Here is a 25,939-nt window from a genome sequence, read left to right on the forward strand (position 1 = left end):
GCGAAGCCGTGGGAGTCACGCCGATTTCATTCGGCGGTCTCGCGTGACGTAGGACACGTTCAATGCCTACTGTGGAGTAATGACCGATCTGCTGCCGTCCGACACGTCTTCGAGCGCCCTGCCGCAGAGCACGCCTCCGCACGTCATCGCTCCCGGGCTCGCCGGACGCCTGGCCCGCCGGGCGATCACCTCGCCGGGCGCGCAGACGTACGACTGCGTCACGCCACTGACCGGGGGAGTGCTGGGCAGCCTGCCCCAGAGCACGGTCAGCGACGTCGAGACGGCGTACAAGGCGGCGCGCATCGCGCAGTCGCGGTGGGCGGGCCTGCCGCCGGAGCGACGCGTGGTGTTCCTGCGCCGGTTGCACGACCTCGTGCTCGACCAGCAAACCGAACTCATGGACCTCATCCAGCTCGAGTCGGGCAAGACCCGCGTCCAGGCCTTCGAGGAGGTGCTCGACGTCGCCGGGGTGAGCCGGCACTACGCCCGTAAGGGGCCGTCCTACCTCGCCACCCACCGTCGCCTGGGCGCACTGCCGCTGCTGAGCCAGTCGCGCGAACTGCGCCACCCGAAGGGTGTCGTCGGGATCGTGGCGCCGTGGAACTACCCGCTGTCGATGTCGATCACCGACGCCCTGCCGGCGTTGGTCGCCGGCAACGCAGTGGTGTTGCGACCCGACAACCGCAGCGCCCTGACCGCCTTGCGGGCGATCGAACTCATCGACCGTGCCGGGCTGCCCGAGGGTGTGCTTCAGGTGGTGCTCGGCGACGGACCGGCGGTCGGCAACGCCGTGCTCGAACGCGCCGACTACGTGATGTTCACCGGGTCGACCGCGACCGGCCGCACCGTCGCGGCACGGGCCGGCGAGCGGCTGGTGGGCGCATCGCTGGAGTTGGGTGGCAAGAACCCGATGTACGTCGCCGACGACGCCGACGTCGAGGCCGCGGCCGAGTGTGCGGTGCGGGCGATGTTCTCCTCGGCGGGGCAGCTGTGCATCTCGATCGAGCGGCTGATCCTGCACGAGCGCGTGGCCGATGAGTTCCTGAAGGTCTTCGTGCCGCGGGTCAAGGCGATGAAGCTCGGCGCCGACCTCGACTGGGGCAACGACATGGGCTCGCTGATCTCGGCCGAGCAACTCGCCAAGGTGACCGAGCATGTCGACGACGCTGTCGCACACGGCGCCACCGTGCTGGCCGGTGGCAAGGCCCGGCCCGACCTCGGGCCGTACTTCTACGAACCCACCGTGCTCGACGGTGTGCAGGAGTCGATGCAGGTCTGCCGCAACGAGACCTTCGGTCCGGTCGTGTCGGTCTACCGGGTGTCGTCCGACGCCGAGGCGATCGCGATGGCGAACGACACCGAATACGGCCTCAACGCGTCCGTCTGGACTCGCGACACGGCCCGCGGCCGCCGCATCGGCAACCGGATTCGTTGCGGCACAGTCAATGTCAACGAAGGTTACGCCGCCGCGTGGGCCAGCAACGGTGCCCCAATGGGCGGCATGAAGCAGTCGGGCCTGGGCCGCCGGCACGGCGCCGAGGGCATCCAGAAGTACACCGAGTCGCAGAACGTCACCGTCCAGCACGGCCCCGGCTTCGCGATCCCGAAGGGCATCTCGCAGAAGACCTGGGCGCGGGCGATGACCGCCGGCCTGAAGGTGATGAAGAAGGCGGGTCTGTCATGACGCGGTTCGACCACGACGTGATCGTCGTCGGCTCCGGTTTCGGCGGCTCGGTGAGCGCCCTGCGGCTGGCCGAGAAGGGTTACCGGGTGCACGTCTTCGAGGCGGGCCGCCGGTTCGAGGACGACGACTTCGCCAAGACGTCCTGGGACGCCCGCCGCTACATCTGGGCGCCCGCGCTCAAGTGCTTCGGGGTGCAGCGCATCCACAAGCTGCCCGACGTGATGATCCTCGCGGGGGCGGGCGTCGGCGGCGGCTCGCTCAACTACGCGAACACGCTGTACAAGCCCGGGCCGGCCTTCTTCGGTGACACCCAGTGGGCCGGCATCACCGATTGGGACGCCGAACTCAGCCCGCACTACGAGACCGCGAAGCGGATGCTCGGTGTCGTCGAGGAGAACCCCTGCGAAGGCCCCGTCGAGCAGTTGATGCGAGACGTCGCGAACGACCTGGGCGTCGGTGCGAGCTTCCGCAAGACCCCGGTCGGGGTGTTCTTCGGGGAGTCGGGCAAGACCGTCGACGACCCGTACTTCGGCGGCGAGGGCCCCGCCCGCACGGGGTGCACCGAGTGCGGCAACTGCATGGTCGGCTGCCGGGTGGGGGCCAAGAACACCCTGATGAAGAACTACATCGCGTTCGCCGAGAAGCTCGGCGTGGTCTTCGAGCCGTTGCGCACCGTGGTCGACCTCGAGCAACTGCCGGACGGTGGATATCGGGTCACGACAGAGCGCTCGGGTGCGTGGGTGAAGAAGGACCGCCGCACGGCGACCGCCGCTCAGGTCGTGCTCGCCGCCGGCACCTGGGGCACCCAGACGCTGTTGCACCGGGTGAAGGCCGCCGGTCGCCTGCCGCGGATGTCGGACACGCTCGGGGTGCTGACCCGCACCAACTCCGAGGAACTCGGCGGCGCCGCGACCGTGAAGGCACCTGACAACGTCGACCTGTCGAAGGGCGTCGCGATCACGACGTCGTTCCACGTCGACGAGACGACCCACGTCGAGAATGTGCGCTACGGCGCCGGGTCGAACGCGATGGGTCTGCTCACCACCCTGCTGGTCAACGGCGACAACAGTGCGGCGGGCAAGGCGAAGGAGTTCCTCGGCCTGTTCCTGCGGCAGCCGCTGAACGCATCGCGCACCGCGTGGGGCCCGCGCTGGTCCGAACGCACCGTCATCGCACTGGTGATGCAGACGCTCGACAACTCGATCACGGTGTCCGGACGGCGTCGGTTCGGCAAGGTGCGACTGACCAGTTCGCAGGGTCACGGCGAGCCCAACCCGAAGTGGATTCCGCAGGGGCACAAGTCGATTCGCGCCATGGCAGCTCGATTGTCCGAGGTCACCGGTGCGAAGACGATGGCCGGCGGCACCTGGGGAGAGGTCTTCGGCATCCCGTTGACCGCGCACTTCCTCGGTGGGGTGGTCATCGGCGATTCTGCGGAGCGCGGGGTCATCGACGCCTACCACCGGCTCTGGGGTCACCCCGACCTGCACGTCGTCGACGGTTCGGCGATCTCGGCGAACCTCGGGGCGAACCCGTCGCTGACGATCACCGCCCAGGCGGAGCGGGCGATGGCCTGCTGGCCGGGCGCGGGGGAGCGCGACGAGCGTCCGACGCAGGACGAGCCGTACCGCCGCCTCGACGTCGCCGCTGCCCGGGTGCCGGGCGTCGATTTGGGCCTGCCCGCCGTCCGCTCGGCCTGACTACACCCGTAGTAAAGGAAAGTGGTCGCTATAGCGACCACTTTCCTGTTGTCCACAAGGCGCTCTGCGTCGCCCGCCGATCTGGACGACGCTGTGCCGATGACCCTGTCGAGCGAGCGTCGCGAGCGACGCGCCGGAGTCCATGAGGTTGCCCTGCGCCAAGCGGGCGTCGTGTCGGTTTCCCAGCTGGGCGCACTCGGGGTGTCACGAGCGGCGATGCGGGCAGAAATTGCTGCCGGCCGCTGGCACCGGCGCGGCACACGCACCCTGGTCGTCGCGCCGTTCGCAGTCTGCGCGGAGACCGACTGGTGGACGGCGGTGCTCGAGACCGGCCGAGTGTCAGCACTCGACGGCACCTCCGCTCTCGAGCACGCCGGTCTGCGCAACTTCACCGACGACTCGGTGCACGTCTCGGTGCCGCGCTTCGACCATCGCAGGCAACAGTCCGGGGTCGTCGTCCACAACATCAACAAGCGCCTCGACGGCGAGCTGGACGGCGGCTGTCTTCGGTGCGTGCGGCCCGACGTGGCGACGATCCGGGCGGCTGCGTGGGCCCGCACCGACCGGCAGGCCGCGCTGATCATGACGATGGCCGTGCAACAACGACTCCTCAGTGGGGAGACCTTGATCGCAGCATCGCTGTGGGTCGGGGTGCGCGAGCGTCGCGAGTTCATCCGACGGACGGCGCTCGACATCGGGGCGGGGTCCGAATCGCTCGGTGAACTCGACTTCATCGGGTTGTGTCGGCAGGAGGGGTTACCGCTTCCGAGCCAGCAGGTGGTCCGTACGGGTTCATCCGGACGCGTTTACCTCGACGTGCGCTGGCCGTGCGGGCTGGTGGTCGAGATCGACGGTGTGCAGCACCACGAAGGTATGGGGCCGGTCGACGACGCACTCCGCCAGAATGCGGTCACGCTCGGCAGCGACAAGGTGCTTCGGGTGCCCTTGTTGGGGCTGCGGTTGTATCCGGAGCGGTTCATCGCCCAGGTTCGGCAGGGCCTGGCGGTGCTGGGCGCTGCGTGAAAGTGGTTCCAGTTGTGACCACTTTCGCTTACTACGGATGTAGAGACATAGGCTGACGGGGTGCTACGTCGGTTGTTCACTCCTCGTTGGATCGCACTGTTGGTCGTGTTGGTCGTGGCGATGGCGGCGATGGGTGTGGCCGGCCTCTGGCAGCTGAACGTCGCGAAGGACCGCGGCGTCAACCAGGAGGTCGCGAAGGCGCCGACGAAGCCGGTCGTGCCGATCACAACGCTGATCAAGCCGCACCAGGAGTTCCCCGGCGTCGAGTCGTCGCGCCGGGTCACGGCGACCGGCACCTACGAACCCGACAAGCAGTTCCTCGTCGCAGACCGCCGCCTCGACGGCAAGACCGGCTACTGGGTCGTCACCCCGATGATCGAGCAGAGCACCGGCGCGCGGCTGGTCATCCTGCGCGGCTTCGTCACCGATCCGGCGCAGGCGACGAAGCCGACCGCAACCCGGGTGAGCGTCGTCGGCAGCCTCGCCCCCGGCGAATCGCCGTCCACCGGAACCTATCCGGCGGGTCAACTGGGGTCGATCGATCTCTCCCGGCTGCTGAACGAGTGGGACGGCGACCTCTACAACGCGTTCCTGTTCGCGATCTCGGAGCAGCCGAACGCCACCGACCAGTCGATCACCCGGGTGCCGCCGCCACCGCCCAACCCGGGCCACGGCTTCCGGTTCGTCAACCTGATGTACGCCTTTCAGTGGTGGGCGTTCGCGATCTTCGCCGTGTACGTCTTCTGGCGGATGCTGCGCGACGAGGTCTACGGCCCACCCGCCCGTCGGGGCGCCGCGCGCCCGGACGACAATGGCAGCACCGCACCGTCCGAGGAGACCCATGTCTGAGCAGTACCCGTCCGAGCAGCCCATCGAAGACCCCGCCCGTGTGCGTGGCGCGTTGAAGTTCTTCCGCATCATGGCGCTCATCGCCGGTGTCGCGCTGCTGGTGCTGGTGCTGGAGATGGTGCTGAAGCGCGGCATGGGCAACGACGCGCTGTCGTGGTGGTCGCCGGTGCACGGTCTGCTGTTCATGGGGTTCGTCGCGTCGGTCTACAACCTGGGCACGAAGCTGCGTTGGCCGATGGGCCGGATGGTCGGTTACGTGCTCACCGCGTTCGTGCCGCTGCTGTCGTTCTGGCTCGAGCACAAGGTGACCCGTGAGGTGCAGGGGCAGCTCGCAGTCGCCGCACCGGCCGCTCGATAGACTCCCCGGGTGACTGCCCCGCTCCAGGAACACCCCGTCCTCGTCGTCGACTTCGGCGCCCAATACGCACAACTCATCGCCCGCCGCGTGCGCGAGGCCAGCCTCTACAGCGAGGTCGTGCCCCACACCATGACGGCCGAGGAGATGTTGGCGAAGCAGCCGTCGGCGATCGTGCTGTCCGGCGGCCCCTCGTCGGTCTACGCCGAGGGCGCGCCCTCGCTCGACCCGGCTCTGCTCGATGCCGGTGTTCCGGTCTTCGGCATCTGCTACGGCTTCCAGGCGATGGTCGGGGCGATGGGTGGCACCGTCGAACACACCGGCCTGCGCGAGTACGGCGCGACCGAGGCCACCATCACCGACACCAACTCCACCCTGTTCAACGGACAGCCCGACCAGCAGTCGGTGTGGATGAGCCACGGCGACTCCGCGTCCAAGGCGCCGGACGGCGTGCGCGTCACCGCGACCACGCCCGGTGCCGCAGTGGCCGCCTTCGAGGACGACGAGCGCAAGCTATACGGAGTGCAGTGGCACCCCGAGGTGATGCACTCGACCTTCGGCCAGCGGGTGTTGGAGAACTTCCTGTGGCGCGGCGCCGGCCTCGACGCCGACTGGACGCCGGGCGCGATGGTCGACGAACTCGCCGCCCAGGTGAAGGAAACGATCGGTTCCGATCGCGCGATCTGCGCGCTGTCCGGTGGCGTCGACTCCTCGGTGGCAGCGGCGTTGGTGCAAAAGGCGATCGGTGACCAGCTCACCTGCGTGTTCGTCGACCACGGGTTGCTGCGCGAGGGCGAAGCCGAGCAGGTCGAGAAGGACTTCGTGGCCGCCACCGGCGTCGACCTGGTCGTCGTCGACGCGAAGGACCGTTACCTCGAGGCGCTCGCCGGGGTCAGCGACCCGGAGGAGAAGCGCAAGATCATCGGCCGCGAGTTCATTCGCGTCTTCGAGCAGGCCGCCCGTGACATCGTGGCCGACCGCGGCGACGAACAGCACCCGGTGAAGTGGCTCGTGCAGGGCACGCTCTACCCCGACGTGGTCGAGTCGGGTGGAGGCACCGGCGCCGCCAACATCAAGTCGCACCACAACGTGGGCGGGTTGCCCGACGACATGCAGTTCAAGCTGGTCGAACCGCTGCGCGCGCTGTTCAAGGACGAGGTGCGCAAGGTCGGTCTCGAACTCGGGGTACCCGAGGAGATCGTCTGGCGCCAGCCGTTCCCGGGCCCCGGACTCGGCATCCGCATCGTCGGGTCGGTCGACGCCGAACGCCTCGACATCCTGCGCCGCGCCGACAAGATCGCCCGCGAGGAACTCACCGCGGCCGGTCTCGACCGCGACATCTGGCAGTGCCCGGTCGTGCTGCTCGCCGACGTCCGCTCGGTGGGCGTGCAGGGCGACGGCCGCACCTACGGTCACCCGATCGTGCTGCGTCCGGTGTCGTCGGAGGACGCGATGACGGCCGACTGGACCCGCGTGCCCTACGACGTGCTCGCGAAGATCTCGGGCCGCATCACCAACGAGGTGTCCGAGGTCAACCGCGTCGTGCTCGACGTCACCTCGAAGCCGCCGGGCACTATTGAGTGGGAGTAGGTCTCGAGCCTTTCGGGGTCCCCGCGAAGTATCGGAGCGACGCAGGAGCGGAGAACTTCGTGGGGTGAAAGCCGCCGGGCACCATCGAGTGGGAGTAGACAACTACACCCGTAGTAAAGGGATCCGGTCGCAATTGCGACCGGATCCCTTTACTACGGGTGTGGCTGTCACTCGGGCATGTCCTCCAGTTCCACGCCCTTGGTCTCGCGCACCCACTTCAGCACGAACACGAACGACAGGGCGGCGAAGACCGCGTAGATGCCGTAGGTCATGCCGAGCGAGACGTCGCGCAGCGACGGGAACGTCACGGTGACGATCCAGTTGGCGACCCACTGGGCGCCGGCGGCGAGGGCCAGCGCGGCGGCACGCAACCGGTTGGGGAATGTCTCGCCGAGCAGCACCCAGACGATGGGACCCCAGGACATCCCGAAAGCGATGACGAACACATTGGCGGCGATCAGCGCCGCGACACCCGCCGCGTCGCCGAGTTGCGGGGTGGCGACCCCGTCGACGGTGACGACGTCGGCGGTCTGGAACACGAACGCCATGACGGCCAGCGAAATGGTCATGCCCACTGAACCGATGAGCAGCAACGGTTTGCGACCGACCTTGTCGACGGTCGCGATGGCGATGAGCGTGGTGAGGATGTTGACCACCGAGGTGATGACGGTGATCTTGAACGAGTCGCTCTCGCTGAACCCGACGGCCTCCCACAGCACGTTCGAGTAGTAGAAGATCACGTTGATGCCGACGAACTGTTGGAAGACCGACAGCAGGATGCCGACCCAGACGATCGGCATGAGTCCGAGCGCCGGCCCCTTCAGATCGGCCATCGACGGCTTCTTCTCGCTGTGCAGCGACCGCTGGATGCGGTCGATCCGCACTTCGAGGTTGCGCTGTCCGAGCAGGGTCGAGAGCACCCTGCGCGCCTCGGGGATCTTGTGGGTGGCGATCAGGTAGCGCGGCGACTCGGGGATGGTGAGCGACAGCACACCGTAGGCGACGGCAGGCACTGCCATGGCGAGGAACATCCAGCGCCATGCCTCGAGCCCGAACCACAGGGTGTCGTGCGACGATCCGGCGGCGTTGGCGAAGAGGTAGTCGACCAGCAGCGAACAGAAGATGCCGGTGACGATCGCGAGTTGTTGGAGCGATCCGAGCCGGCCGCGGATGGCGGAGGGCGCGATCTCGGCGATGTACGCGGGTGCGATCACCGAGGCGGCGCCGACGCCGAGGCCGCCGACGATCCGGAACACCACGAGCATCCAGAGCGACTGGGCGAAACCGGCGCCGAGGGCGCTGACGAAGAACAGGACGGCGGCGAGCTTCATGACGGCGAGTCGGCCGACCCGGTCGGCGAGGCGGCCGGCGTAGATCGCTCCTGCGGCCGCACCGAGCAGCGCGGACGCGACGGCGAACCCGAGGGAGGCGGAGCCGACCTCGAACCTCGTCTCGATCGCCGACACCGCGCCGTTGATCACCGCGCTGTCGTAACCGAAGAGGAAACCGCCGAGAGCAGCGACCGAGGCGATGCGGACGGCGCTGCGACCGCTGCTGGTATCGCTGTCGTCGTAGATGGATTCGCCGTCAGGGACGGGTGCGTGCTCGCTCATCGATGAGCCTCCTGGGGTGCGGACGGGGCGGGCGACCCGCGCCGGTGTTCTGAGGTATCCGTGGTGACCACGTTGTGTCTCGTGGTGGCGATGGTGCCGCTGAGGCAAGGCACGACGCTACGCCTTCGGGGTCGCTCGCGGGCCGAATCACCGGGTCGGCTTCGCCGGGCCGACGCAGGGCCGACGCCGGGCCGACGCGAGGCCCGGATAGGAAAAGGTCCGTCGTTCGTTGTACCCACCGATGTCCATGACGACCCGACCCATCCACGTCACGCCGCAGCGGGAGCACAACGCGCGGCGTGTGCCGTTGTCGTCCGCGCTGTGGGCCGGTGGCGCGATCACCTTCGCTCTCGGTGTCGGCGTGATGTTGGTGCGGATCTTCCTGCACACCTGGACCGGCGCCGACTGGGACACCCGGCTGATGGGGATCCTCGGCGGCCCGCCGGAGGCATTTGGCCGGATCATGCGGTTCGTGCAGACGGTGTCACCGATGACGGTGGCCGTGACGCTGCTGGTGAGCATGGGGGTCGCGCTGGCCAGGCGGAGGTACGCGATCGCGGCGGCGACCGGCGTGCTGGTGGTGGGCGCGACGCTCACGACGCAGGTGCTGAAGTATCAGGTGCTCGACCGGGTGGGCACGATGCAGAACGCCCTCCCGAGCGGCCACAGCACGGCAGCGTTGCTGTGGGCGTTGGGTGCTGTGCTGGTGGCGCCGCGCGCGTGGCGTCCGGCCGTCACCCTGGTGGGCATGGTCGTCGCGTGCACGATCGGCGTCGGCACCATCGCCGGACGCTGGCACCGCCCGTCCGACGTGGTGGCGGCGGCCTGCGTGTGTCTCGGCTGGGCCGCGGGTGCGGTGTTGTTGGCCGCGCTGCAACAACGCGGCCCCCGCCCGACGCGCAGCCGCGGGGGTCTCTACCTTGGCCTTGCGGTGCTTGGCACGGCGCTGTCGTGCGCCGTCTTCTTCGCGCTGGGTTTCACCCTTGCCGGGCAGGGGATCGAACGGATCGGCGCGTTCGTGGTGCTCGCGACGGTGGCGGGTGCCTGCGCCGGCACCGTGGCCTGGACGGCGTGGTACGCCGAACGCGAATTGCGCTGAGCCCGGGTGGTAGGAGTCGGTCGGACGCGGTCAGTCGGACGCGGCGTGCGGCACCTTCGGCCCGACCCACCAGGCGAACCAGCCGATCGCGCCGAGCGGGATCTCGGCCACGTGGGTGAAGATCGCGAACAACAACGCTCCGGCGGCGGCCGCCGGTTGATCGGCGCCCCAACTGGACAGCACCAGGATGATTCCGGCTTCGGCGACGCCGAGGCCGCCCGGGGTGATGCCGACGGCGCGCAACAGGCTGCCGATGGCGTATGCGGCGAACAGGTCGCTCACCGGCAGGTCGACGCCGACGGCCCGCATGATCTGCCAGAACAACACGAACCACACCAAGAGCTGCCCGATGACACCGATCGTCAGCGGGAACCAGCCGCGCCGGGTGAGCGCCGACATCCGCGATTGCTGGTCGATGAGCAGGTGCTCCAGGCGCGGACGGCGTCCCTTGCACAGGCGGCCGAGCAAGGGGCTGACCCGCAGGTCGAGCCATGCGCCGAGTGTGGCGGTGCGCACGGGGCTGGTGAGCGCGACGACGAAGGCGATGAGCAGGATGAGGCCGAGCACGGCGCCCCACCACGCGCCGGTGCTGACGGCCGACGGCAGCGCCTGTGAGTTTCGCGAGACCATTGCGATGCCGATGAGCGGCAAGGCGATTCGGGCGAGGACGTTCCAGATGCCGCTGACGATCAGGCCGGTGGAGATGGCGCGCCGCTTGAACCCCCACGAACGCAGGATCATCCAACTCGCGGCGAGCGCGGTGGCGCCGCCCCCGGGCATCGTGTTGGCCACGGCCGATCCGGTGACGTTGACGATCGCGGCCTTAGTGTGGCTGATGCCGGGCCAGGCTGCGGTGAGGGTGAACGTGTAGATCCACAGGCCCAGCAGCATCAGGCCGGCGAAGCCGAGCGACGAGAGAACACCGACCGACCGCAGGTGGTGGCCGATGTCTGTCCAAGTGGTCTTCGCCAGCCACGGCAGACCCCAGATGATCAGGGCGGCGGCCAGCGCCATGCCGAGCACCACGTTGAGCACGCTCTTCCAGGTGAGCTTGGGCATCTCGGGCTGGAGGTCCTGGGTGTCCTCCGCGAGTTCGATGTCGACGGATGCGTCGCCAGTGGGTTCGGTCATGGCAGTCCCGCGAAGATGTCACGCGCGACCGGGCCGTCGTGCTGCGGGTCGACGAACCACTCGCGACCGAAGACGAGGTCGTAGAGCGGACGCGGGATGCGCAGGAACGCGGCCAGCGTGCGGTCGCCGTCGTCGGCCGTCGCCTGCGAAGCGTGTGCCGCCATCGACGCCCGCTTGGCCGCGATGTGGCGATGGACGTCGATGCGGTGGGTGATCTGTGCGCGGGCGCTGAACGCGCGCTCGTAGACCTCCATGTCGAACGCGTCGGGGAACTTGTACACCTTCGAGGTGGCTTTTAGGGCATTGACGAGCAGGTCGCGCGGCACCGTCGCCTGCAGTACCCGTCGGGTGCCGGCGAGTTCGGCGGCGCGGGCCGCGACGTGGTGCACCCGCACGTGGTCGCGGTGGCCGTAGCCCCCTTGTGGGTCGTAGCTGGTGAGCACCTCGGCGTGTTCCTCGTCGAGCACCGCAGCGAGCCTGTCGGCGGCATCCTCGACCGACGCGGCCACCAGCGAGTTCGTGGGAGGGTCACCGTCCATGCCGGAGTCGGCATAGCCGAGGTGCACCACGCGGGCGACGCCCAGCGCGTCCGCGCTGCGACGCAACTCACCGAGGCGACGCGCACCCAGCCCGCCGTCGTCCCGGAACTCACCCGCTGCCAAACCCAAACCCCCGTCGGTCGCCGTCACGAGCACCACACGATGCCCCGCCGCCGCGGCCTTGGCCATCGTTCCGCTGGTGAGCAGGGCTTCGTCGTCGGGGTGCGCATGGAACGCGACCAGTGTGTGCGACATCGCCGACATTCTCGCGCATGACATGCTTACGCCCGTGAAGGTGGCCCTTTTGTCGGACTGCTACCTGCCCAGGCTGGGCGGTATCGAGGTCCAGGTGCACGACCTGGCCCGCAACCTACGCAGGGCAGGTCACGAGGTCGTCGCCTTCACCGCCACCCGCGAACCGGGTCAGCAGCGCAACGAGGTCGAGATCATCGACGGCATCCCGGTGCACCGTCTCGCGATCCCGATGCCGCACGGCCTACCGATCAACCCCCTCGCCCCGCCCACGCTGCGCCGCTTGCTGCGGGCCGGTGAGTTCGACGTCGCGCACGTGCACATGGGTGTGGTGGCGCCGTTCTCGATGGACTGTGCCCGGGTCGCGCTCGGTCTCGATCTGCCGACCGCCGTCACCTGGCACTCGCTGCACGCCCGGATGGAGGGCCCGATCCGCCTCGCCGGCTATGTGGCGCGCTGGGCGAAGTCGGGCGCGGCGTTGTCGGCGGTGTCAGGTGTCGCGGCGCAATCGGTGATGTCGCTCGCCGGTCTGCAGCACAAGGTGGCGATCCTGCCGAACGGCATCGACACCGAGCAGTGGGCGCCGCTCGCGCGCGCACCCAAGGCGGACGGCGAACCGGTGCGGATCGTCTCGGCCATGCGGTTGATGGGGCGCAAACGGCCGCTGGAACTGCTCGACATCGTGCACGAGGCGCGCCGCCAGGTGCCTGACATCGACCTGCGGCTGGAGGTGCTGGGAGAGGGGCCGCTGCGACCGAAGGTCGAGCATCGCGCCCGTGAACTGGGCGCGCAGGAGTGGTTCAGCGCTCCGGGGCGGATGACCCGCACCCAGGTGCAGGAGCGTTACCGGCTGAGCGACATCTACATCGCGCCGGCCGAGCTGGAGGCGTTCGGCATCGCGGCGCTGGAGGCGCGGACGACCGGGTTGCCGGTGGTGGCGCCGCGTAAGAGCGGTGTGTCGGAGTTCATCGAGCACCGCGTCAACGGACTGCTCGCCGGCGACGACGCCGGCATGGCCGATGCGCTCGCCCGATTGGCGTCCGATCGCGAACTGCGCGAGGGGATGATCCGACACAACACCGAGGTGCTGCCCAAGGAGTCGTGGGACAGCGTCGTGCTGATGGTCGAGGCGGAGTACGCCCGCGCCATCGACCAGATGCGCGAGAGCTGAGTCAGAACAGCCGGGCCGCCTTGGCCTCTGCCGGTTCCTTGGGGTCGAGCAGGAACCGTTTGCGGTCGAGCCCCCCGGCGTAACCGGTGAGCGAACCGTCCGACCCGACGACGCGGTGGCAGGGGATGACGATGCTGATCGGGTTGTGTCCGACGCTGCGCCCCACGGCCTGCGCCATGTTCGGGTTGCCGAGTTCGCGCGCGATCGCGCCGTAGGTGGTCTTCGCACCGTACGGGATCGCCATCAGCAGATCCCAGACCCGCTCCGACAGCGGATCGCCGTGGGTGCGCAGCGGCAGGTCGAAGGTGGTGCGCTCGCGGCGGAAGTACTGCGCGAATTGCGTCGTGGCGAGCCCGAGCACATCATCCGAGGTCGGCTCGACCTGCGGTCCGAAGTCGTCCTGCGCCGGTTTGACCCAGTGTCCGGGGAAGTAGGCCCCGACGATCGCGTCGTCGTCGGCGACGATGGTGAGTTCGCCGTGACGTCGTCGTTGATGTGTTTCGGGAACTTCGTCGACAGCTTGCGGAACATCCGATCGCCGTATCGCCGGCCGATGCCGTAGCCGATCGAGTCACCGGTGGTTGCTCCGAGCACCACGGCCAGCGCGACGAAGTGCGGGCTCAGGTCGGAGCCGGAGTGGGCCGACAGCATCGCGGCGGCGACGAGCACGACCTCGCCGGGCAGCGGGATGCCCAGACTTTCGACGCCGACCACCAGGGTCACGCCGAGGTAGACCAGCAACAGCGGCACCCCGAGCAGCAGGTGCTCGATCGAGTTGATCATCCGGTGGTGCCTCTACTTCGTCAGTGCCAACCGGCGGGGTCGGTGCCGCCGGGAATGTCCGACTCCGGATGGTACGGCGTGCGACTGAAGCGGAAGCTGCCGAGATCGAGGTACTGCGTGCCCTCGACCTCGTGCAGGTGCAGTCGCTCGCCGGCGTAGTACTCGTCGAGGCCGACCCAGCCACCGTCCGGATGGGTGACGAAGCGCGACCCGCGCCCCGACCTCGTCGGACGCAGGTCGAGCACGCCCTCGTGCACGGTCGCGACATGCTCCCGCGGGCCCCAGAACCACGTGCCGGTGACGTCGAGTTCGGTGGCCGAACCCGTTGCCGTCCAAGGCTGTACGTCGCGGGGGAGCGACTCGTCGAGCATCTCCAACAGGTCGTAGCCGAGGTCGAGGTCGAAGTTGCCGGTGGTGTTCGCCTGCACGACGAAACCGTCGCCGTTCGTCGGGTCGATGCGGAGCGCGGCGAGGTAACCGGGCATCGAGCCGCCATGACCGATGAATCGGCGCCGGTCGATGTTGAAGATGTCGAGCCCGAGCCCGTAGGCGCGCACCCACCGTCCGCCGGCGGTGTCGTCGATGGCGCCGGGCACCTGCATGTCGAGGCGCAGGTCGTCGGGCAGCACGCGGGCGTCGCCGCGGGCCAGGAAGCGCGCCCAGACGGCCAGGTCGAGCACCGTCGACCAGAGCTGTCCGGCGGGTGCCATCGCCCGTGAGTCGTGGGTGGGTTCGGCGTGCAGGAGGTCGGTGTGCGGGTGCACGGCCCAGCCGGGAGCGGCGTCGTCGGGCCGGTCGTAGCTGGTGCGAGTCATGCCGAGCGGTGCGAGAATGCGTTGCTGCACCGTCTCGAACCACGAACAATTTCGTTGGCGGGCAACGACTTCCCCGGCAACTGCGTAGCCCACGTTGGAGTAGTGGAAGCGCGCGCCGATGCGGTGCGCCCGCCGGATGCTGGGCAGCACTTCCTCCCAGGTGACGCCGTCGCTGCGTTCCCACCACGGCCCTTCGGTCTCGGCGTGCAGGCCGCTGGAGTGGTTGAGCAGCGCGGCCACCGGCACGCGGCGCATGGAGTCGCCGAGCTCGGGCAGGTGGTCGGTCACCGGGTCGTCGAGGTCGATGAGTCCTTCGGCGACGAGTTGCAGCACGGCGACGGCGACGAAGGTCTTGGTCAGCGATCCGATCCGGTACGGCGTGTCGGTCGTGGCGAGTGCCGAGCCCGGGCGGCCGTCGAGGTGCCCGACGGCGTCAGACCACGCGACGTCGCCGTCGCGCAGCAGTGCGCACGAGACCGACGGCGCCCGGTGTTCGCGTTGCTGCTGCAGGAGCGCGGCGTGAAGTCGTTGCGAGACGTCCATCGGGCCATCCAACCAGCCGCTGCTGCGCGTGCTCGCAGTGTCGAATCTCCCCATCCCTGCGTATCGGAAGTGATACGTCAGAGGGTGATCCAGTAACGGCGTTTGTCGCCGCGCACGTCCTCCAGCACGCCGCCGCAGCGCTCGATGGTGCGAGCGGACGCCAGATTGGTCGTCTCGCAGGTGACGAGCACCCGATCCATGCCGCGCTCGCGGGCCTTGTCGAGCGACGCCATCAGCGCCGCCGTCGCCACCCCGCGCCGGCGGGCCGAGGCGCGCACGCCGTAGCCGATGTGACCGCCCTGCTCACGCAGGAAGTCGTTGAGCGCGAACCGCAGGTTGAGCGAGCCGAGCACCCGCGCCGGCTCCTCGTCGTCGACGATCCAGTACAGCGCCGACGGCACGTAGCCCTCCGGCGGGTCGGTGAGGTTGCGGCGTTGCTGGGCGAGCCAGCGGTCGAAGCCGTCATCTGTCGCGAGCTCCTCCTCGGTGAACCCGAAGATCGAGTAGCCGTGAATGTGGCTGTCGCGGAACTCATCTCGCGACTCCCGCCAGGAGTCGCGCAGTTGTTCGGACGGTTCGACGAGGGTGATCATCCTCCGCACGTTAGTGCGGATGCGGCGACGGGCCACGACCGGTTCAGGTCGTGGCCCGTCGACGTCGGGCAGCGTTGGAAACTGCTCTGTGTCGTGCCGCGTCAGGCCGTGTCGGCGACGGTGAAGCGGGTGCCGCGGTGGGCCGGCTGCTCCAGCTCGTCGAGCGCGGCGACCGCGAAGGTGCCGGTGGTGACCGAGTCGCCGACCGGGCTGTCGGTGCCGAGCACGGGCTCGCCGGCCGGGCCGGGCGCGATCATCGGCGACGGCGCGAGCATCGTCCAGTCGAGCCCCTCGGCGGCGCGGTAGAGGTCGAGCACCGCTGCGAAGGCGTCGGACTCGGGCTTGTAGGCGGCGGGGAACTCAGGCGTGTCCTTGAGCAGGACGTCACCGACGGACAGGGCGCCGGCACCACCGACGACGAACAGGCGGGTCTGCGGTGCGGCAGCGATCAGGCGGCGGTGCGCCTCGATCGTCGGGGCCGTGTCACCGCCGGTGCGGTCGGACGGCACGGCAAGGACGAGTGCGTCGTAGGCGGTAGCGGCGCTGACCAGGGCGTCGGTGTCCTGGAGGTCGATCGTTGCGGACGGGAGGTCGCCGACGGTGCTGCCCGAGCGCGAGGCGATCGTGACGTCGTGGCCGCGGCGCGCGGCCTCCTTGGCGATGTCCGATCCGACCATGCCGGTGCCGCCGAGAACGAGGATCTTCATGAGCTCTCCTTTGTAGTTGACTCATCAACAACAACTCCGAACGGTCCGGAATATTCCGTCGGTCGGTGGTGCGAGGCGCGGGAGGGGCGTTGTCGGTGCCCCGACGTACCCTGGTGGGCGAGATGAGCAGCCTGTTCGACGACCTTCCCCTGCCCGGCCTGAGCCCTGAATCGGCGTCCCCGCACCGTGCGCCCAGCACGCCGTCCGCCTCCACCGAGGTCGACGAACACGGCGTCCCCACCTGGGCGAGCCTCGGCCACGACGCACCTGGCGGGGCCGCCGCGGGCGACGGGCCGCGCCGGCCGTCGATGCGCGACCCGGAGTCGTTGCTCGAAGGGCTCAACCCGCAGCAGAAGGAAGCCGTGCTGCACCAGGGGGCACCCCTGCTCATCGTGGCCGGCGCCGGCTCGGGCAAGACCCGCGTGCTGACCCACCGCATCGCCTATCTGATGGGTGCCCGCGGGGTGCAGCCCGGTCAGATCCTCGCGATCACCTTCACCAACAAGGCCGCCGCCGAGATGCGCGAGCGGGTCGAGGCACTCGTCGGGCCTCCCGCCCGGGCGATGTGGGTGTCGACCTTCCACTCGGCGTGCGTGCGCATCCTGCGCCGCGAGGCCACGAAGGTCGGGCTGAAGTCGACCTTCTCGATCTACGACGCCGCCGACAGTCAGCGGCTCATGGCGATGGTGATGCGCGACCTCGACCTCGACCCGAAGCGCTACCCGCCGCGATCGTTCAGCCACCAGGTGAGCAACCTCAAGAACGAACTCGTCGACGAGGAGACCTACGCCAGCAGGGTCGTCGAGGGCACCGACCAGGAGCGGATGCTCGCCGAGGCCTACACCGGATACCAGCGCCGTCTGCGCCAGGCCAACGCGCTCGACTTCGACGACCTCATCATGACGACCGTCAACATCCTGCAGGCGTTCCCGGACGTTGCGGAGTACTACCACCGCAGGTTCCGGCATGTGCTGGTCGACGAGTACCAGGACACCAACCACGCGCAGTACCAACTGGTGAAGGAACTCGTCGGCAGCGGCACCGACGACCCGGCCGTCGGGCAGGTGCCGCCGGCCGAACTGTGTGTGGTGGGTGACGCCGACCAGTCGATCTACGCCTTCCGCGGCGCCACGATCCGCAACATCATCGAGTTCGAGCAGGACTACCCGAACGCTCGCACCATCCTGCTCGAACAGAACTATCGCTCGACCCAGACGATCCTGCAGGCCGCGAACGCGGTGATCGAGCGCAACCCCGACCGGCGTCCGAAGAACCTCTGGACCGACTCCGGCGACGGCGCGCCGATCGTGGGCTATGTCGGCGACTCCGAACACGACGAGGCGGCGTTCGTCGCCCGCGCGATCGACCAACTTGGCGACGAGCACGGCGTCAAACCCGGCGACGTCGCGGTCTTCTACCGCACCAACGCGCAGTCGCGAGCACTGGAAGAGGTCTTCGTGCGCGTCGGTCTGCCCTACAAGGTGGTCGGCGGCACCCGGTTCTACGAGCGCAAGGAAGTGAAGGACGCGCTCGCCTACCTGCGCGTCGTCTCCAACCCGCTCGACACCGTGAACCTGCGGCGCATCCTCAACACCCCGAAGCGAGGCATCGGCGACCGCGCCGAGGCCTGCGTGTCGGCGCTCGCCGAGCGCGAGCGGATCCCGTTCGTCGCCGCGCTCGGGCAGGCGGCCGATGCTCCGGGCATCGCCACCCGCTCCGTCGCGGCCATCGAGGGGTTCACCTCGATGCTCGAGTCGTTCCGCGTCGCCCGTGAGGAGGAAGGCAGTGGAGTCGGTGGGCTGCTCGAGGTCATCCTCGACCGGTCGGGTTACCTCACCGAGTTGCGTGCCAGCCACGACCCGCAGGACGAGACCCGCATCGAGAACCTCGCTGAACTCGTCGCAGTGGCAAGGGAATTCGATGAGGCATACCCGGAGGGTTCGCTCGAGGACTTCCTCGAGCAGGTCTCGCTGGTCGCCGACGCTGACCAGATCCCCGACGGCGACGAGAACGACCGGGGCGTCGTCACGCTGATGACCTTGCACACGGCGAAGGGGCTGGAGTTCCCGGTCGTCTTCCTCACCGGTCTGGAGGACGGCACCTTCCCGCACGTGCGTGCGCTCGGGGATCCGAAGGAGTTGGAGGAGGAGCGCCGGCTGGCGTACGTCGGCATCACGCGCGCCCGCGAGCGGCTGCACATCTCCCGGGCCGAGGTGCGATCTGCCTGGGGCGCGCCGCAGTACAACCCGCCGTCACGATTCCTCGACGAGATCCCGAGTCACTTGATCGACTGGCAGCGGGTGACGACCACGAGCATGCGGCCGTCGTCGACTCCTGCGGTGGCGCGGCTGGCGGCGCGACCGGGAGTCAAGAGCCCGGGCAACCACCCGATTCCCTCGCTCGACGCGGGCGACCGGGTCACCAGCGACTCGTTCGGTCTCGGCACCGTCGTCCGGTTGGAAGGCACCGGCGACCGCACCATCGCGCACATCGACTTCGGTGGCGACTACGGCGTCAAGCGCCTCGCGCTGCGCTACGGAAAGGTCGAAAAGCTTTGAGCAACAAGGAAGCCCGCCGCACGTTGCGGCGGGCTTCCCTGTCGGGTTTGTCAATGCCGGTGGTGGCTCCTGGGCGACCACGCTGGAAGGCTCACGCTAAACAAGTCCGCGGGCAGCGAGCCAGGGGTAGGGGTTGACGCGCACGCCACCGAGGTGGATCTCGAGGTGCAGGTGCGGGCCGGTGGAGTTGCCGGTGTTGCCCGACCACGCGACGACCTCGCCGGCGCCGACCTGCTGGCCGGGGCTGGCGGCGAAGCCGCTGAGGTGGCAGTACCAGGAGCTCACACCGTTGCCGTAGTCGACGACGATGCGCATGCCACACCCGCCGTACCAGCCGGCGTCGGTGACGGTGCCGGCACGCATCGCCCGCAGGGGCGTGCCGACCGGGATGGACAGGTCGATGCCGCCGTGGTTGGTGGAGCCGATACCGCCGGGGGAGGAGCGGAAGCCGTAGCCGGAGGTGAAGTGACCGCCGCAGCCGGCGATCGGGCAGAGGTAGCCGCCACCGCCCTGGGTGCCGGTCTGGGCTGCCGGAGTGCGCGTCGACGCCGACATGCCGCCCTGGGTGGGCAGCGACTGGGTGCTGCTAGACGAGGTCGACGAGGCGTCGGTGGCCTCGACGTGGTCCTGGGCCGGGGTCGCGGTGTTGATCGCGGCCAGCACGGCCTTCTTCTTGGCGGCAGCACGCAACGTGTCGGCGCGCGAGATCGCGGCGGTGCGCGCCTTGGCGCGGGCGTCGACAGCCGCCTTCACCTTGGCGTCGACGGCGGCCGAAGCGCGGGTCTGCGACCGGGACGCCTGGGTGTCGGCCCTGGTGGCGGTGCCGGCGACAGCCCAGGCAGTCTTGGCGTCGGTCGTCTGCAGCAGCATCGACGCCGAGCCGAGCGTCGCGCCGTTCGCGGTGGAGACTGCCCCCACAGCCACCGCGCCGGCAACGACCGCGGTCGTCGGCAGGATCACCTTGCCCCGCTTGAGCAGCGAGGGTGACGGTGCATGCCGATGGCGGCCTTTGTATCGAGTCACAGGGGGAACCAACTTGTCTTTGTTCGGGGGGCAGAGCGCGACAAACCCTACCGTGACCTTCCCGTGACCTGCGACTCGATCGTGGGAACCTGTGAACAACACCACAGCCGCCAGTACTGAACGGGCCGGTCTACCCTTGGGACCATGAGTGATCCCGCTGGTGCACCCAACGCCGAGACGCCCGAGACCTCCGGGTCTGCCGCCCCCTTGCGCGTCGTTGTCGCCAAGCCGGGCCTCGACGGACACGACCGGGGTGCGAAGGTCATCGCCCGCGCGTTGCGCGATGCCGGTTTCGAGGTCATCTACACCGGGTTGCACCAGACCCCGGCGCAGATCGTCGAGGTCGCGATCCAGGAGGACGCCGACGCGATCGGCATGTCCGTGCTGTCCGGTGCGCACATGACGTTGTTCGCCGATGTCATGAAGCTTCTGGGGGAGAAGGACGCCGAGGACATCGTGGTGTTCGGTGGCGGAATCATCCCGGAGGAGGACATTCCGCAGTTGCTTCAGCTCGGCGTCGCCACGATTTTCACTCCCGGCACAAGGACCACCAGCGTCGTCGAGTGGGTGCACACCCATGTGGGGACCGGAGCCGAGGCGGTCACTGCGGAGGGCTAGGCTCCGAGGCGGACAATCCCTTTGACCACAAGAAGAGGATGGATTCCGCGTGGATCTTTTCGAGTACCAAGCGCGCGACATGTTCGAAGCGCACGGCGTTCCCGTTTTGGCCGGTAAGACCGCCACGACGCCCGCCGAAGCCAAGGCCGCCGCCGAGGAGATCGGCCCCAAGTCCGGCGGTGTGACCGTCGTCAAGGCGCAGGTCAAGACCGGTGGCCGCGGCAAGGCCGGCGGCGTCAAGGTCGCCAAGACCGCCGACGAGGCCGAGCAGTTCGCCGAGCAGATCCTCGGCATGGACATCAAGGGCCACACCGTCGGCACCGTCATGATCGCGCAGGGGGCGAAAATCGCCGAGGAGTACTACTTCTCGATCCTGCTCGACCGCGCCAACCGCAGCTACCTCGCCATGTGCTCCAAGGAGGGCGGCATGGAGATCGAGCAGCTCGCCGTGGAGCGCCCGGAGGCTCTGGCTCGCGTGGCCGTCGACCCGAACGTCGGCATCGACGAGGCCAAGGCCAAGGAGATAGTCGCCGAGGCCGGCTTCGACGACGAGACCGGCGCCAAGATCATCCCGGTTCTGCAGAAGCTGTGGGAGGTCTACCGCGACGAGGACGCGACGCTGGTCGAGGTCAACCCGCTGGTGAAGACCGAGGACGGCGACATCGTCGCGCTCGACGGCAAGGTCTCGCTCGACGAGAACGCCGCCTTCCGCCAGCCGGCCCACGAGGCGCTGGAGGACAAGGCCGCTGCCGACCCGCTCGAGGCCAAGGCCAAGGCGATGAACCTCAACTACGTCAAGCTCGACGGCAACGTCGGCATCATCGGCAACGGCGCGGGCCTGGTCATGTCGACCCTCGACGTCGTCGCCTACGCCGGCGAAGACCACACCGGCGGCAAGGCGAAGCCGGCCAACTTCCTCGACATCGGTGGTGGAGCCTCCGCCGAGGTCATGGCCAACGGCCTCGACGTCATCCTGAACGACGAGCAGGTCAAGTCGGTCTTCGTGAACGTCTTCGGTGGCATCACCGCGTGTGACGCGGTCGCCAACGGCATCGTCGGTGCGCTCAAGACCCTCGGCGACTCGGCCACCAAACCGCTGGTCGTCCGCCTCGACGGCAACAACGTCGTGGAGGGCCGTCAGATCCTCGCCGACTTCAACCACCCGCTGGTCACCATCGAAGAGACCATGGACGGCGCCGCGCGCAAGGCCGCTGAGCTGGCCGCCGCCGCGAACTGAAAAGGACAGAAGACTCGTGTCGATTTTTCTCAACGCTGACTCCAAGGTCATCGTCCAGGGCATGACCGGCTCGGAGGGCATGAAGCACACCACGCGCATGCTCGCCTCCGGCACCAACATCGTCGGCGGTGTCAACCCGAAGAAGGCCGGCCAGACGGTCGACTTCCCCGAGGGCAAGCAGGTCAAGGTCTTCGGTTCCGTCAAGGAAGCGATGGACGAGACCGGTGCCGACGTGTCGGTCGTCTTCGTGCCGCCGGCTTTCTCCAAGGCCGCCGTCATCGAGGCCGTCGACGCCGAGATGCCGCTGGTGGTCGTCATCACCGAGGGCATCGCGGTCAAGGACTCCGCCGAGTTCTACAACTACAGCAAGGACAAGGGCACCACTCGGATCATCGGTCCGAACTGCCCGGGAATCATCAGCCCCGGACAGTCGAACGCCGGCATCATCCCGGCCGACATCGCCGGCCCGGGCAAGGTCGGTCTGGTGTCGAAGTCGGGCACGCTGACTTACCAGATGATGTACGAGCTGAAGGACTTCGGCTTCTCGACCGCCATCGGTATCGGTGGTGACCCGATCATCGGCACCACCCACATCGACGCGCTCGAGGCCTTCGAGGCCGACCCCGAGACCGCCGCGATCGTGATGATCGGCGAGATCGGTGGCGACGCGGAGGAGCGCGCCGCGGCCTACATCAAGGAGCACGTCACCAAGCCGGTCGTCGGCTACGTCGCGGGCTTCACCGCCCCCGAGGGCAAGACGATGGGCCACGCCGGTGCGATCGTGTCGGGTTCGTCCGGCACCGCGGCGGCGAAGAAGGAGGCCCTCGAGGCCGCCGGTGTGAAGGTCGGCAAGACGCCGTCCGAGACCGCCGCTCTGATGCGCGAGATCATGCAGTCGCTCTGAGCAGCAGGTTCTGACGAAGGCCCCCGAGCAATGCTCGGGGGCCTTCGTCCTTCGTGAGGATTGCCGGGGATTGCCCGGGCGACGGCGCGCCTGCCGCATGTCGACGCCCGTTCGGGTCACCATGACTGGGCAATGAGCCTGCTCGATCGGATCGCCCCCACCAGCCAACGCACCTCCGACGATCGCGGCACCCCGCCGTACGCGATCGCCTTCGGGTCGGGTGCGTTGGCTCCTGTCGCGTTCACGCTCGTGCTGTTCGTGCCGGTGCTGGCGTCGTGGACGCTCGACCCGCGGACCTCGACCGAATGGTCGAACGCTCTGGCCATCGCGTCGAGCGCCTTCGGGCTGAGTCTGCGCGGCTCGATCTCGGTGCCGCACAACGGCATCGAAGCACTTCACTTCGCGCCGATGGTGGCCACCGCGCTGTTGGTGGTGATCACCCGGTTCGCGTATCGGCCCGTGCAGCACGCCCTCGACGACAGCGACGCAGCCGGCGAGGAGCAGCAACGCACCTCGATCGCCTTCGGGCTCGGCTTCCTCGTCTCCACGTTGGCGGCGGGCGCGGTGTCGCACATCGGGCCCGCCCCGGTGCGGCTCTGGACGCTGCTGCCGGGAGTGGTCGTGGTGGTGCTCGCCGGCGTCGCCTGGTCGATCCGCCGGGACGGCGAAGGCGTCCGGCTGCCGTGGCTGGAAGCGGCCGCCGAGCGACTGCACCTGAATGTCCGCCGCGCGGTCCGTCCGGCCGCCGAGGGTCTCGGTGTGCTGTTCACGACCGGCGCCCTGCTCGTCTTCCTGCTGGTCATGATGCGTCTCGACCGTGTCGGCAAGGTCGCCGCGCTGCTCGACGTCAGCGGCAGCGGGGTCGCCCTGCTGTGGTTCGCGCAACTGCTCATCGTGCCGAACCTGATTCTCTTCGGCGTGGGTTGGATGACCGGCGCACCACTCGCGCTGGGCGCCGGCAACCTGTCGACGGGCTCGGCCGAAGCAACGATCCTGCCGAGTGTGCCGCTGCTCGGCGCGTTGCCGGAGCCCGGACCGCTGGCCGCGTTCTTCCACGCCGTGCTGCTCGTCCCGGTGCTCGTGGGTGCCTTCATCGGCTGGCGCGCGACCGCGTCAATGCCGACGCTGACCCACATCGGCCGCAAGGTGCAGGTTGCCGCATCGGCGGCCGGCGTGGCCACGATCGGGTTGGCGGTGCTGCTGTGGTTCAGCCGCGCCGGAATGAGCCCGGGGCAGCTCGACCTGATCGGTCCGGCCTGGACGTCAGTGGTCTACGGGGCGGTCGAACTGGCGTTGGGCGCCTGCCTGGCGGCGACCGCGCTGCACTTCTGGCGACGCTTCCGCTGAGCCCGCGCGGCGGTCAGCGGTCGGACGGGAGTTCCACCGGCACCACGGTGTCGAGCACGTTGATGGTGCCCGGGTGGTGCGCGCCGGTGTGTTCGGGGCGGGACACGTGGGCACGCACGGCGGCCGCGACGTCGTCCGAATGCTGGGCCTGCGACGGCAACCACCGCAAGACCTGGTCGTCGAGCAACTCCAGATTGCGGGCACGCAGGAAGTCGACCTCGTGGTCGACGGACGTCGTGCCGTCGAGGTCGCGGCTCGGGGCGCCGACCAACTGATCACGCACTGCTTCACCGGGAAGCGGGGTGTGCGGATGCGCGCCGCCGTCGAAGGTGCGCGGACCGCCCTGATCGGTCTCGGGCTTGTCGTCCGAGGCCTCGGCCTGACGTTCCAGCGCCGCGGAGTAGTCGAGCAACGCCCGACCGGACGCCGTGAGGCCCTCGGTCAACTGCAGCATCCGGGTAGCCAGGCTGGAACTCAGGTAGACGAACCGGGGTAGCTGCTCGGCAGGCAGTTGGGTGACGAGCGCGGCCGCCGCCGACAGGAGGTTGACCCGCTGACGCGAGATCGGAGTGACGGCTTCGGACATCACGGTCGCGAGCTCGTGCAACTCGCTCAGCGCGGTCGACGGCACGCTCGGCGGCGTCGGGTCTCGCCGCGGGTGGGTCGCCTCGGCGTCCTCCGAGCCGGTGACCCCGGCGGGGTCGGCGCGATCGGCGATCAGCCGCACGAACTCGCCGAGTTCACCGACCGCGTCCCCGAGGCCCGCGGTTGCAGCGCCGTAGACGGTGAAGGTGCGCCGGGTGGAATCCTCCAACGCGCTGTCGTTCAGGTGGGGGCGCGACCGGGTGAAGGTCTCGGCGGTCGCGGAGAGCACCGATGCGGAATGCTCCAGGATCACGGCCTGGGCGCGCAGCTCGACGGGGTCGCTGTCCGCCGATCGGTGCCGGTTGGTCATCGTCCCTCCCCGCTGTGCGACGTGCCCGCCGTTCGGGACCGGCGGGACTCCGTGGTGAGCCTACGAAATTCGAGGGGTCGACCGGGGTCAGCGGCCCTGTGGTTCGTCACCCAGAAGCACTCGGCGCCCGTCGATCCGGTAACCCTCGCGGGCCATCCGACCGACGTACTCGACGAGTTGTGGGCGCTCCGCCTGCTTGATCCGCTCGGTGAGCGTGTCGACATCGTCGCCATTTTCCACCGGCACGACGCACTGGGCAACGATCACACCGGTGTCGACGCCTTCGTCGACGACGAACAGCGTTGCCCCCGTGACCTTCACGCCGTACGCCAGCGCGTCGGCCGGGCCGTGGATGCCCGGGAAGGAGGGCAACAGCGCGTTGTGGCTGTTCAGGTAGCGGCCGCCGAAGCGGGCCAGGAAATCGGGGCCGACCAGCTTCAGGAAGCCGGCCGAGACCACCAGGTCGGGCCGGTGGGTGGCGACCTCCTCGCCGAGCGCCCGGTCCCATGCCTGCCGGTCGGGGAAGTCCTTGGTGCGCAGCACGAACGTCGGCACGCCCGCCTGCTCGGCCCGTTCGAGGCCGACCACGCCTGGCCGGTCGGCGCCGACGGCCACGATCTGCACGCCGTACGCCTCGTCGGCACACGCGTCGAGCAACGCCTGGAGCAGCGAACCGGAACCGGACAGGAGCACGACAACACGGGCGGGGGAGTTCACGTCGGAAGGCTACCGGTCGGCACCACTCGCGCGAATCGGTACGCTGGTGGCACACGACTGGCGCAGGTGGGTGACCACCAGGGAGTGACAGTGCGTGGATCGATCGCCTGGGTCCACGCGGAACCTTGCGACC

At 68.9% G+C, this 25,939-nt stretch carries 23 protein-coding genes and 1 riboswitch; of the genes, 13 read left to right on the forward strand and 10 right to left on the reverse strand.

Features of this window, described 5'->3' with window-relative positions; genetic code table 11:
* The first annotated feature begins 79 nt into the window (after nucleotides 1–79).
* The 6 genes from DFJ65_RS06585 (at nucleotide 80) to guaA (ending at nucleotide 7,201) form a co-directional block, all read left to right on the forward strand.
* The gene (locus tag DFJ65_RS06585; RefSeq protein WP_115922337.1) at nucleotides 80–1,684 is read left to right on the forward strand and encodes a succinic semialdehyde dehydrogenase; all 1,605 of its coding nucleotides are present in this window, start codon (nucleotides 80–82) and stop codon (nucleotides 1,682–1,684) included.
* The gene (locus DFJ65_RS06590) at nucleotides 1,681–3,384 is read left to right on the forward strand and encodes a GMC oxidoreductase (RefSeq protein WP_115922338.1); all 1,704 of its coding nucleotides are present in this window, start codon (nucleotides 1,681–1,683) and stop codon (nucleotides 3,382–3,384) included. Before DFJ65_RS06585 ends, DFJ65_RS06590 begins: the two co-directional genes overlap by 4 nt.
* 99 nt (nucleotides 3,385–3,483) lie before the next feature.
* Nucleotides 3,484–4,407 (forward strand): PDDEXK family nuclease, encoded by a 924-nt coding sequence (locus DFJ65_RS06595; RefSeq protein WP_115922339.1) that lies wholly within the window; start codon nucleotides 3,484–3,486, stop codon nucleotides 4,405–4,407.
* A gap of 60 nt (nucleotides 4,408–4,467) precedes the next feature.
* Entirely contained in the window at nucleotides 4,468–5,256 is a 789-nt protein-coding gene (locus tag DFJ65_RS06600) for an SURF1 family protein (RefSeq protein WP_147301334.1), read from the forward strand.
* Complete coding sequence (locus tag DFJ65_RS06605) at nucleotides 5,249–5,614, forward strand: DUF3817 domain-containing protein (RefSeq protein WP_115922341.1); 366 nt, start codon at nucleotides 5,249–5,251, stop codon at nucleotides 5,612–5,614. The genes DFJ65_RS06600 and DFJ65_RS06605 overlap by 8 nt, the downstream gene beginning before the upstream one ends.
* Nucleotides 5,615–5,623: 9 nt before the next feature.
* The gene (gene guaA / locus DFJ65_RS06610; RefSeq protein WP_115922342.1) at nucleotides 5,624–7,201 is read left to right on the forward strand and encodes a glutamine-hydrolyzing GMP synthase; all 1,578 of its coding nucleotides are present in this window, start codon (nucleotides 5,624–5,626) and stop codon (nucleotides 7,199–7,201) included.
* 167 nt (nucleotides 7,202–7,368) lie between these two features.
* Here guaA and DFJ65_RS06615 read toward each other — a convergent pair whose 3' ends face one another.
* Nucleotides 7,369–8,814, reverse strand: coding sequence for a sugar porter family MFS transporter (locus DFJ65_RS06615; RefSeq protein WP_115922343.1), 1,446 nt, complete (start codon nucleotides 8,812–8,814; stop codon nucleotides 7,369–7,371).
* A gap of 247 nt (nucleotides 8,815–9,061) precedes the next feature.
* Between DFJ65_RS06615 and DFJ65_RS06620 the strand changes: the two genes are divergently transcribed.
* Nucleotides 9,062–9,913 (forward strand): phosphatase PAP2 family protein, encoded by an 852-nt coding sequence (locus tag DFJ65_RS06620; protein WP_147301335.1) that lies wholly within the window; start codon nucleotides 9,062–9,064, stop codon nucleotides 9,911–9,913.
* A 30-nt stretch (nucleotides 9,914–9,943) separates the two neighbouring features.
* On the opposite strand, the gene DFJ65_RS06625 is transcribed toward DFJ65_RS06620, so the two are convergent.
* A complete protein-coding gene (locus tag DFJ65_RS06625; RefSeq protein ID WP_115922345.1) occupies nucleotides 9,944–11,044 on the reverse strand; it encodes a lysylphosphatidylglycerol synthase transmembrane domain-containing protein in 1,101 nt (366 codons plus the stop codon).
* Nucleotides 11,041–11,838: a PIG-L deacetylase family protein gene (locus tag DFJ65_RS06630; RefSeq protein WP_425452961.1), complete on the reverse strand. Its 798-nt coding sequence runs from the start codon at nucleotides 11,836–11,838 to the stop codon at nucleotides 11,041–11,043. Before DFJ65_RS06630 ends, DFJ65_RS06625 begins: the two co-directional genes overlap by 4 nt.
* Before the next feature lie 34 nt (nucleotides 11,839–11,872).
* On the opposite strand from DFJ65_RS06630, the gene DFJ65_RS06635 reads away from it, so the two are divergent.
* On the forward strand, nucleotides 11,873–13,006 hold the full coding sequence (locus DFJ65_RS06635; RefSeq protein ID WP_245950061.1) for a glycosyltransferase family 4 protein: 1,134 nt from the start codon (nucleotides 11,873–11,875) through the stop codon (nucleotides 13,004–13,006).
* A 1-nt stretch (nucleotide 13,007) separates the two neighbouring features.
* On the opposite strand, the gene DFJ65_RS06640 is transcribed toward DFJ65_RS06635, so the two are convergent.
* From DFJ65_RS06640 to DFJ65_RS06655, 4 genes are all read right to left on the reverse strand, one after another.
* On the reverse strand, nucleotides 13,008–13,550 hold the full coding sequence (locus DFJ65_RS06640) for a methylated-DNA--[protein]-cysteine S-methyltransferase (protein WP_115922348.1): 543 nt from the start codon (nucleotides 13,548–13,550) through the stop codon (nucleotides 13,008–13,010).
* Nucleotides 13,551–13,809: 259 nt separating this feature from the next.
* Nucleotides 13,810–15,147: a serine hydrolase domain-containing protein gene (locus DFJ65_RS06645; protein ID WP_115924151.1), complete on the reverse strand. Its 1,338-nt coding sequence runs from the start codon at nucleotides 15,145–15,147 to the stop codon at nucleotides 13,810–13,812.
* 77 nt (nucleotides 15,148–15,224) lie between these two features.
* A complete protein-coding gene (locus DFJ65_RS06650) occupies nucleotides 15,225–15,740 on the reverse strand; it encodes a GNAT family N-acetyltransferase (protein WP_115922349.1) in 516 nt (171 codons plus the stop codon).
* 101 nt (nucleotides 15,741–15,841) lie between these two features.
* Nucleotides 15,842–16,447 carry an NAD(P)-dependent oxidoreductase gene (locus DFJ65_RS06655; protein WP_115922350.1) on the reverse strand — a complete coding sequence of 202 codons (606 nt, stop codon included), beginning with the start codon at nucleotides 16,445–16,447 and terminating at the stop codon, nucleotides 15,842–15,844.
* Nucleotides 16,448–16,569: 122 nt separating this feature from the next.
* Here DFJ65_RS06655 and pcrA point away from each other — a divergent pair, with 122 nt between their 5' ends.
* Nucleotides 16,570–19,005: a DNA helicase PcrA gene (gene pcrA, locus DFJ65_RS06660; RefSeq protein ID WP_115924152.1), complete on the forward strand. Its 2,436-nt coding sequence runs from the start codon at nucleotides 16,570–16,572 to the stop codon at nucleotides 19,003–19,005.
* A gap of 96 nt (nucleotides 19,006–19,101) precedes the next feature.
* Here pcrA and DFJ65_RS06665 read toward each other — a convergent pair whose 3' ends face one another.
* Nucleotides 19,102–20,028, reverse strand: coding sequence for a M23 family metallopeptidase (locus DFJ65_RS06665; protein WP_147301336.1), 927 nt, complete (start codon nucleotides 20,026–20,028; stop codon nucleotides 19,102–19,104).
* Nucleotides 20,029–20,172: 144 nt separating this feature from the next.
* Between DFJ65_RS06665 and DFJ65_RS06670 the strand changes: the two genes are divergently transcribed.
* The 4 genes from DFJ65_RS06670 (at nucleotide 20,173) to DFJ65_RS06685 (ending at nucleotide 24,134) form a co-directional block, all read left to right on the forward strand.
* Nucleotides 20,173–20,646: a cobalamin B12-binding domain-containing protein gene (locus DFJ65_RS06670; protein WP_115922352.1), complete on the forward strand. Its 474-nt coding sequence runs from the start codon at nucleotides 20,173–20,175 to the stop codon at nucleotides 20,644–20,646.
* A gap of 49 nt (nucleotides 20,647–20,695) precedes the next feature.
* Entirely contained in the window at nucleotides 20,696–21,883 is a 1,188-nt protein-coding gene (gene sucC / locus DFJ65_RS06675; RefSeq protein ID WP_115922353.1) for an ADP-forming succinate--CoA ligase subunit beta, read from the forward strand.
* Nucleotides 21,884–21,899: 16 nt separating this feature from the next.
* Entirely contained in the window at nucleotides 21,900–22,787 is an 888-nt protein-coding gene (gene sucD, locus DFJ65_RS06680; RefSeq protein WP_115922354.1) for a succinate--CoA ligase subunit alpha, read from the forward strand.
* A 132-nt stretch (nucleotides 22,788–22,919) separates the two neighbouring features.
* Nucleotides 22,920–24,134, forward strand: a complete 1,215-nt coding sequence (locus tag DFJ65_RS06685) for a cell division protein PerM (protein ID WP_115922355.1) — start codon at nucleotides 22,920–22,922, stop codon at nucleotides 24,132–24,134.
* Nucleotides 24,135–24,147: 13 nt separating this feature from the next.
* On the opposite strand, the gene DFJ65_RS06690 is transcribed toward DFJ65_RS06685, so the two are convergent.
* Nucleotides 24,148–25,089 carry a hypothetical protein gene (locus tag DFJ65_RS06690; protein ID WP_115922356.1) on the reverse strand — a complete coding sequence of 314 codons (942 nt, stop codon included), beginning with the start codon at nucleotides 25,087–25,089 and terminating at the stop codon, nucleotides 24,148–24,150.
* Between the two features lie 87 nt (nucleotides 25,090–25,176).
* Nucleotides 25,177–25,806 (reverse strand): phosphoribosylglycinamide formyltransferase, encoded by a 630-nt coding sequence (gene purN, locus DFJ65_RS06695; RefSeq protein ID WP_115922357.1) that lies wholly within the window; start codon nucleotides 25,804–25,806, stop codon nucleotides 25,177–25,179.
* 43 nt (nucleotides 25,807–25,849) lie between these two features.
* Nucleotides 25,850–25,926, forward strand: a riboswitch (ZMP/ZTP riboswitch).
* Nucleotides 25,927–25,939 lie beyond the last annotated feature (13 nt).

Source organism: Calidifontibacter indicus (assembly GCF_003386865.1).
Classification (GTDB): Bacteria; Actinomycetota; Actinomycetes; order Actinomycetales; family Dermatophilaceae; genus Yimella; species Yimella indica.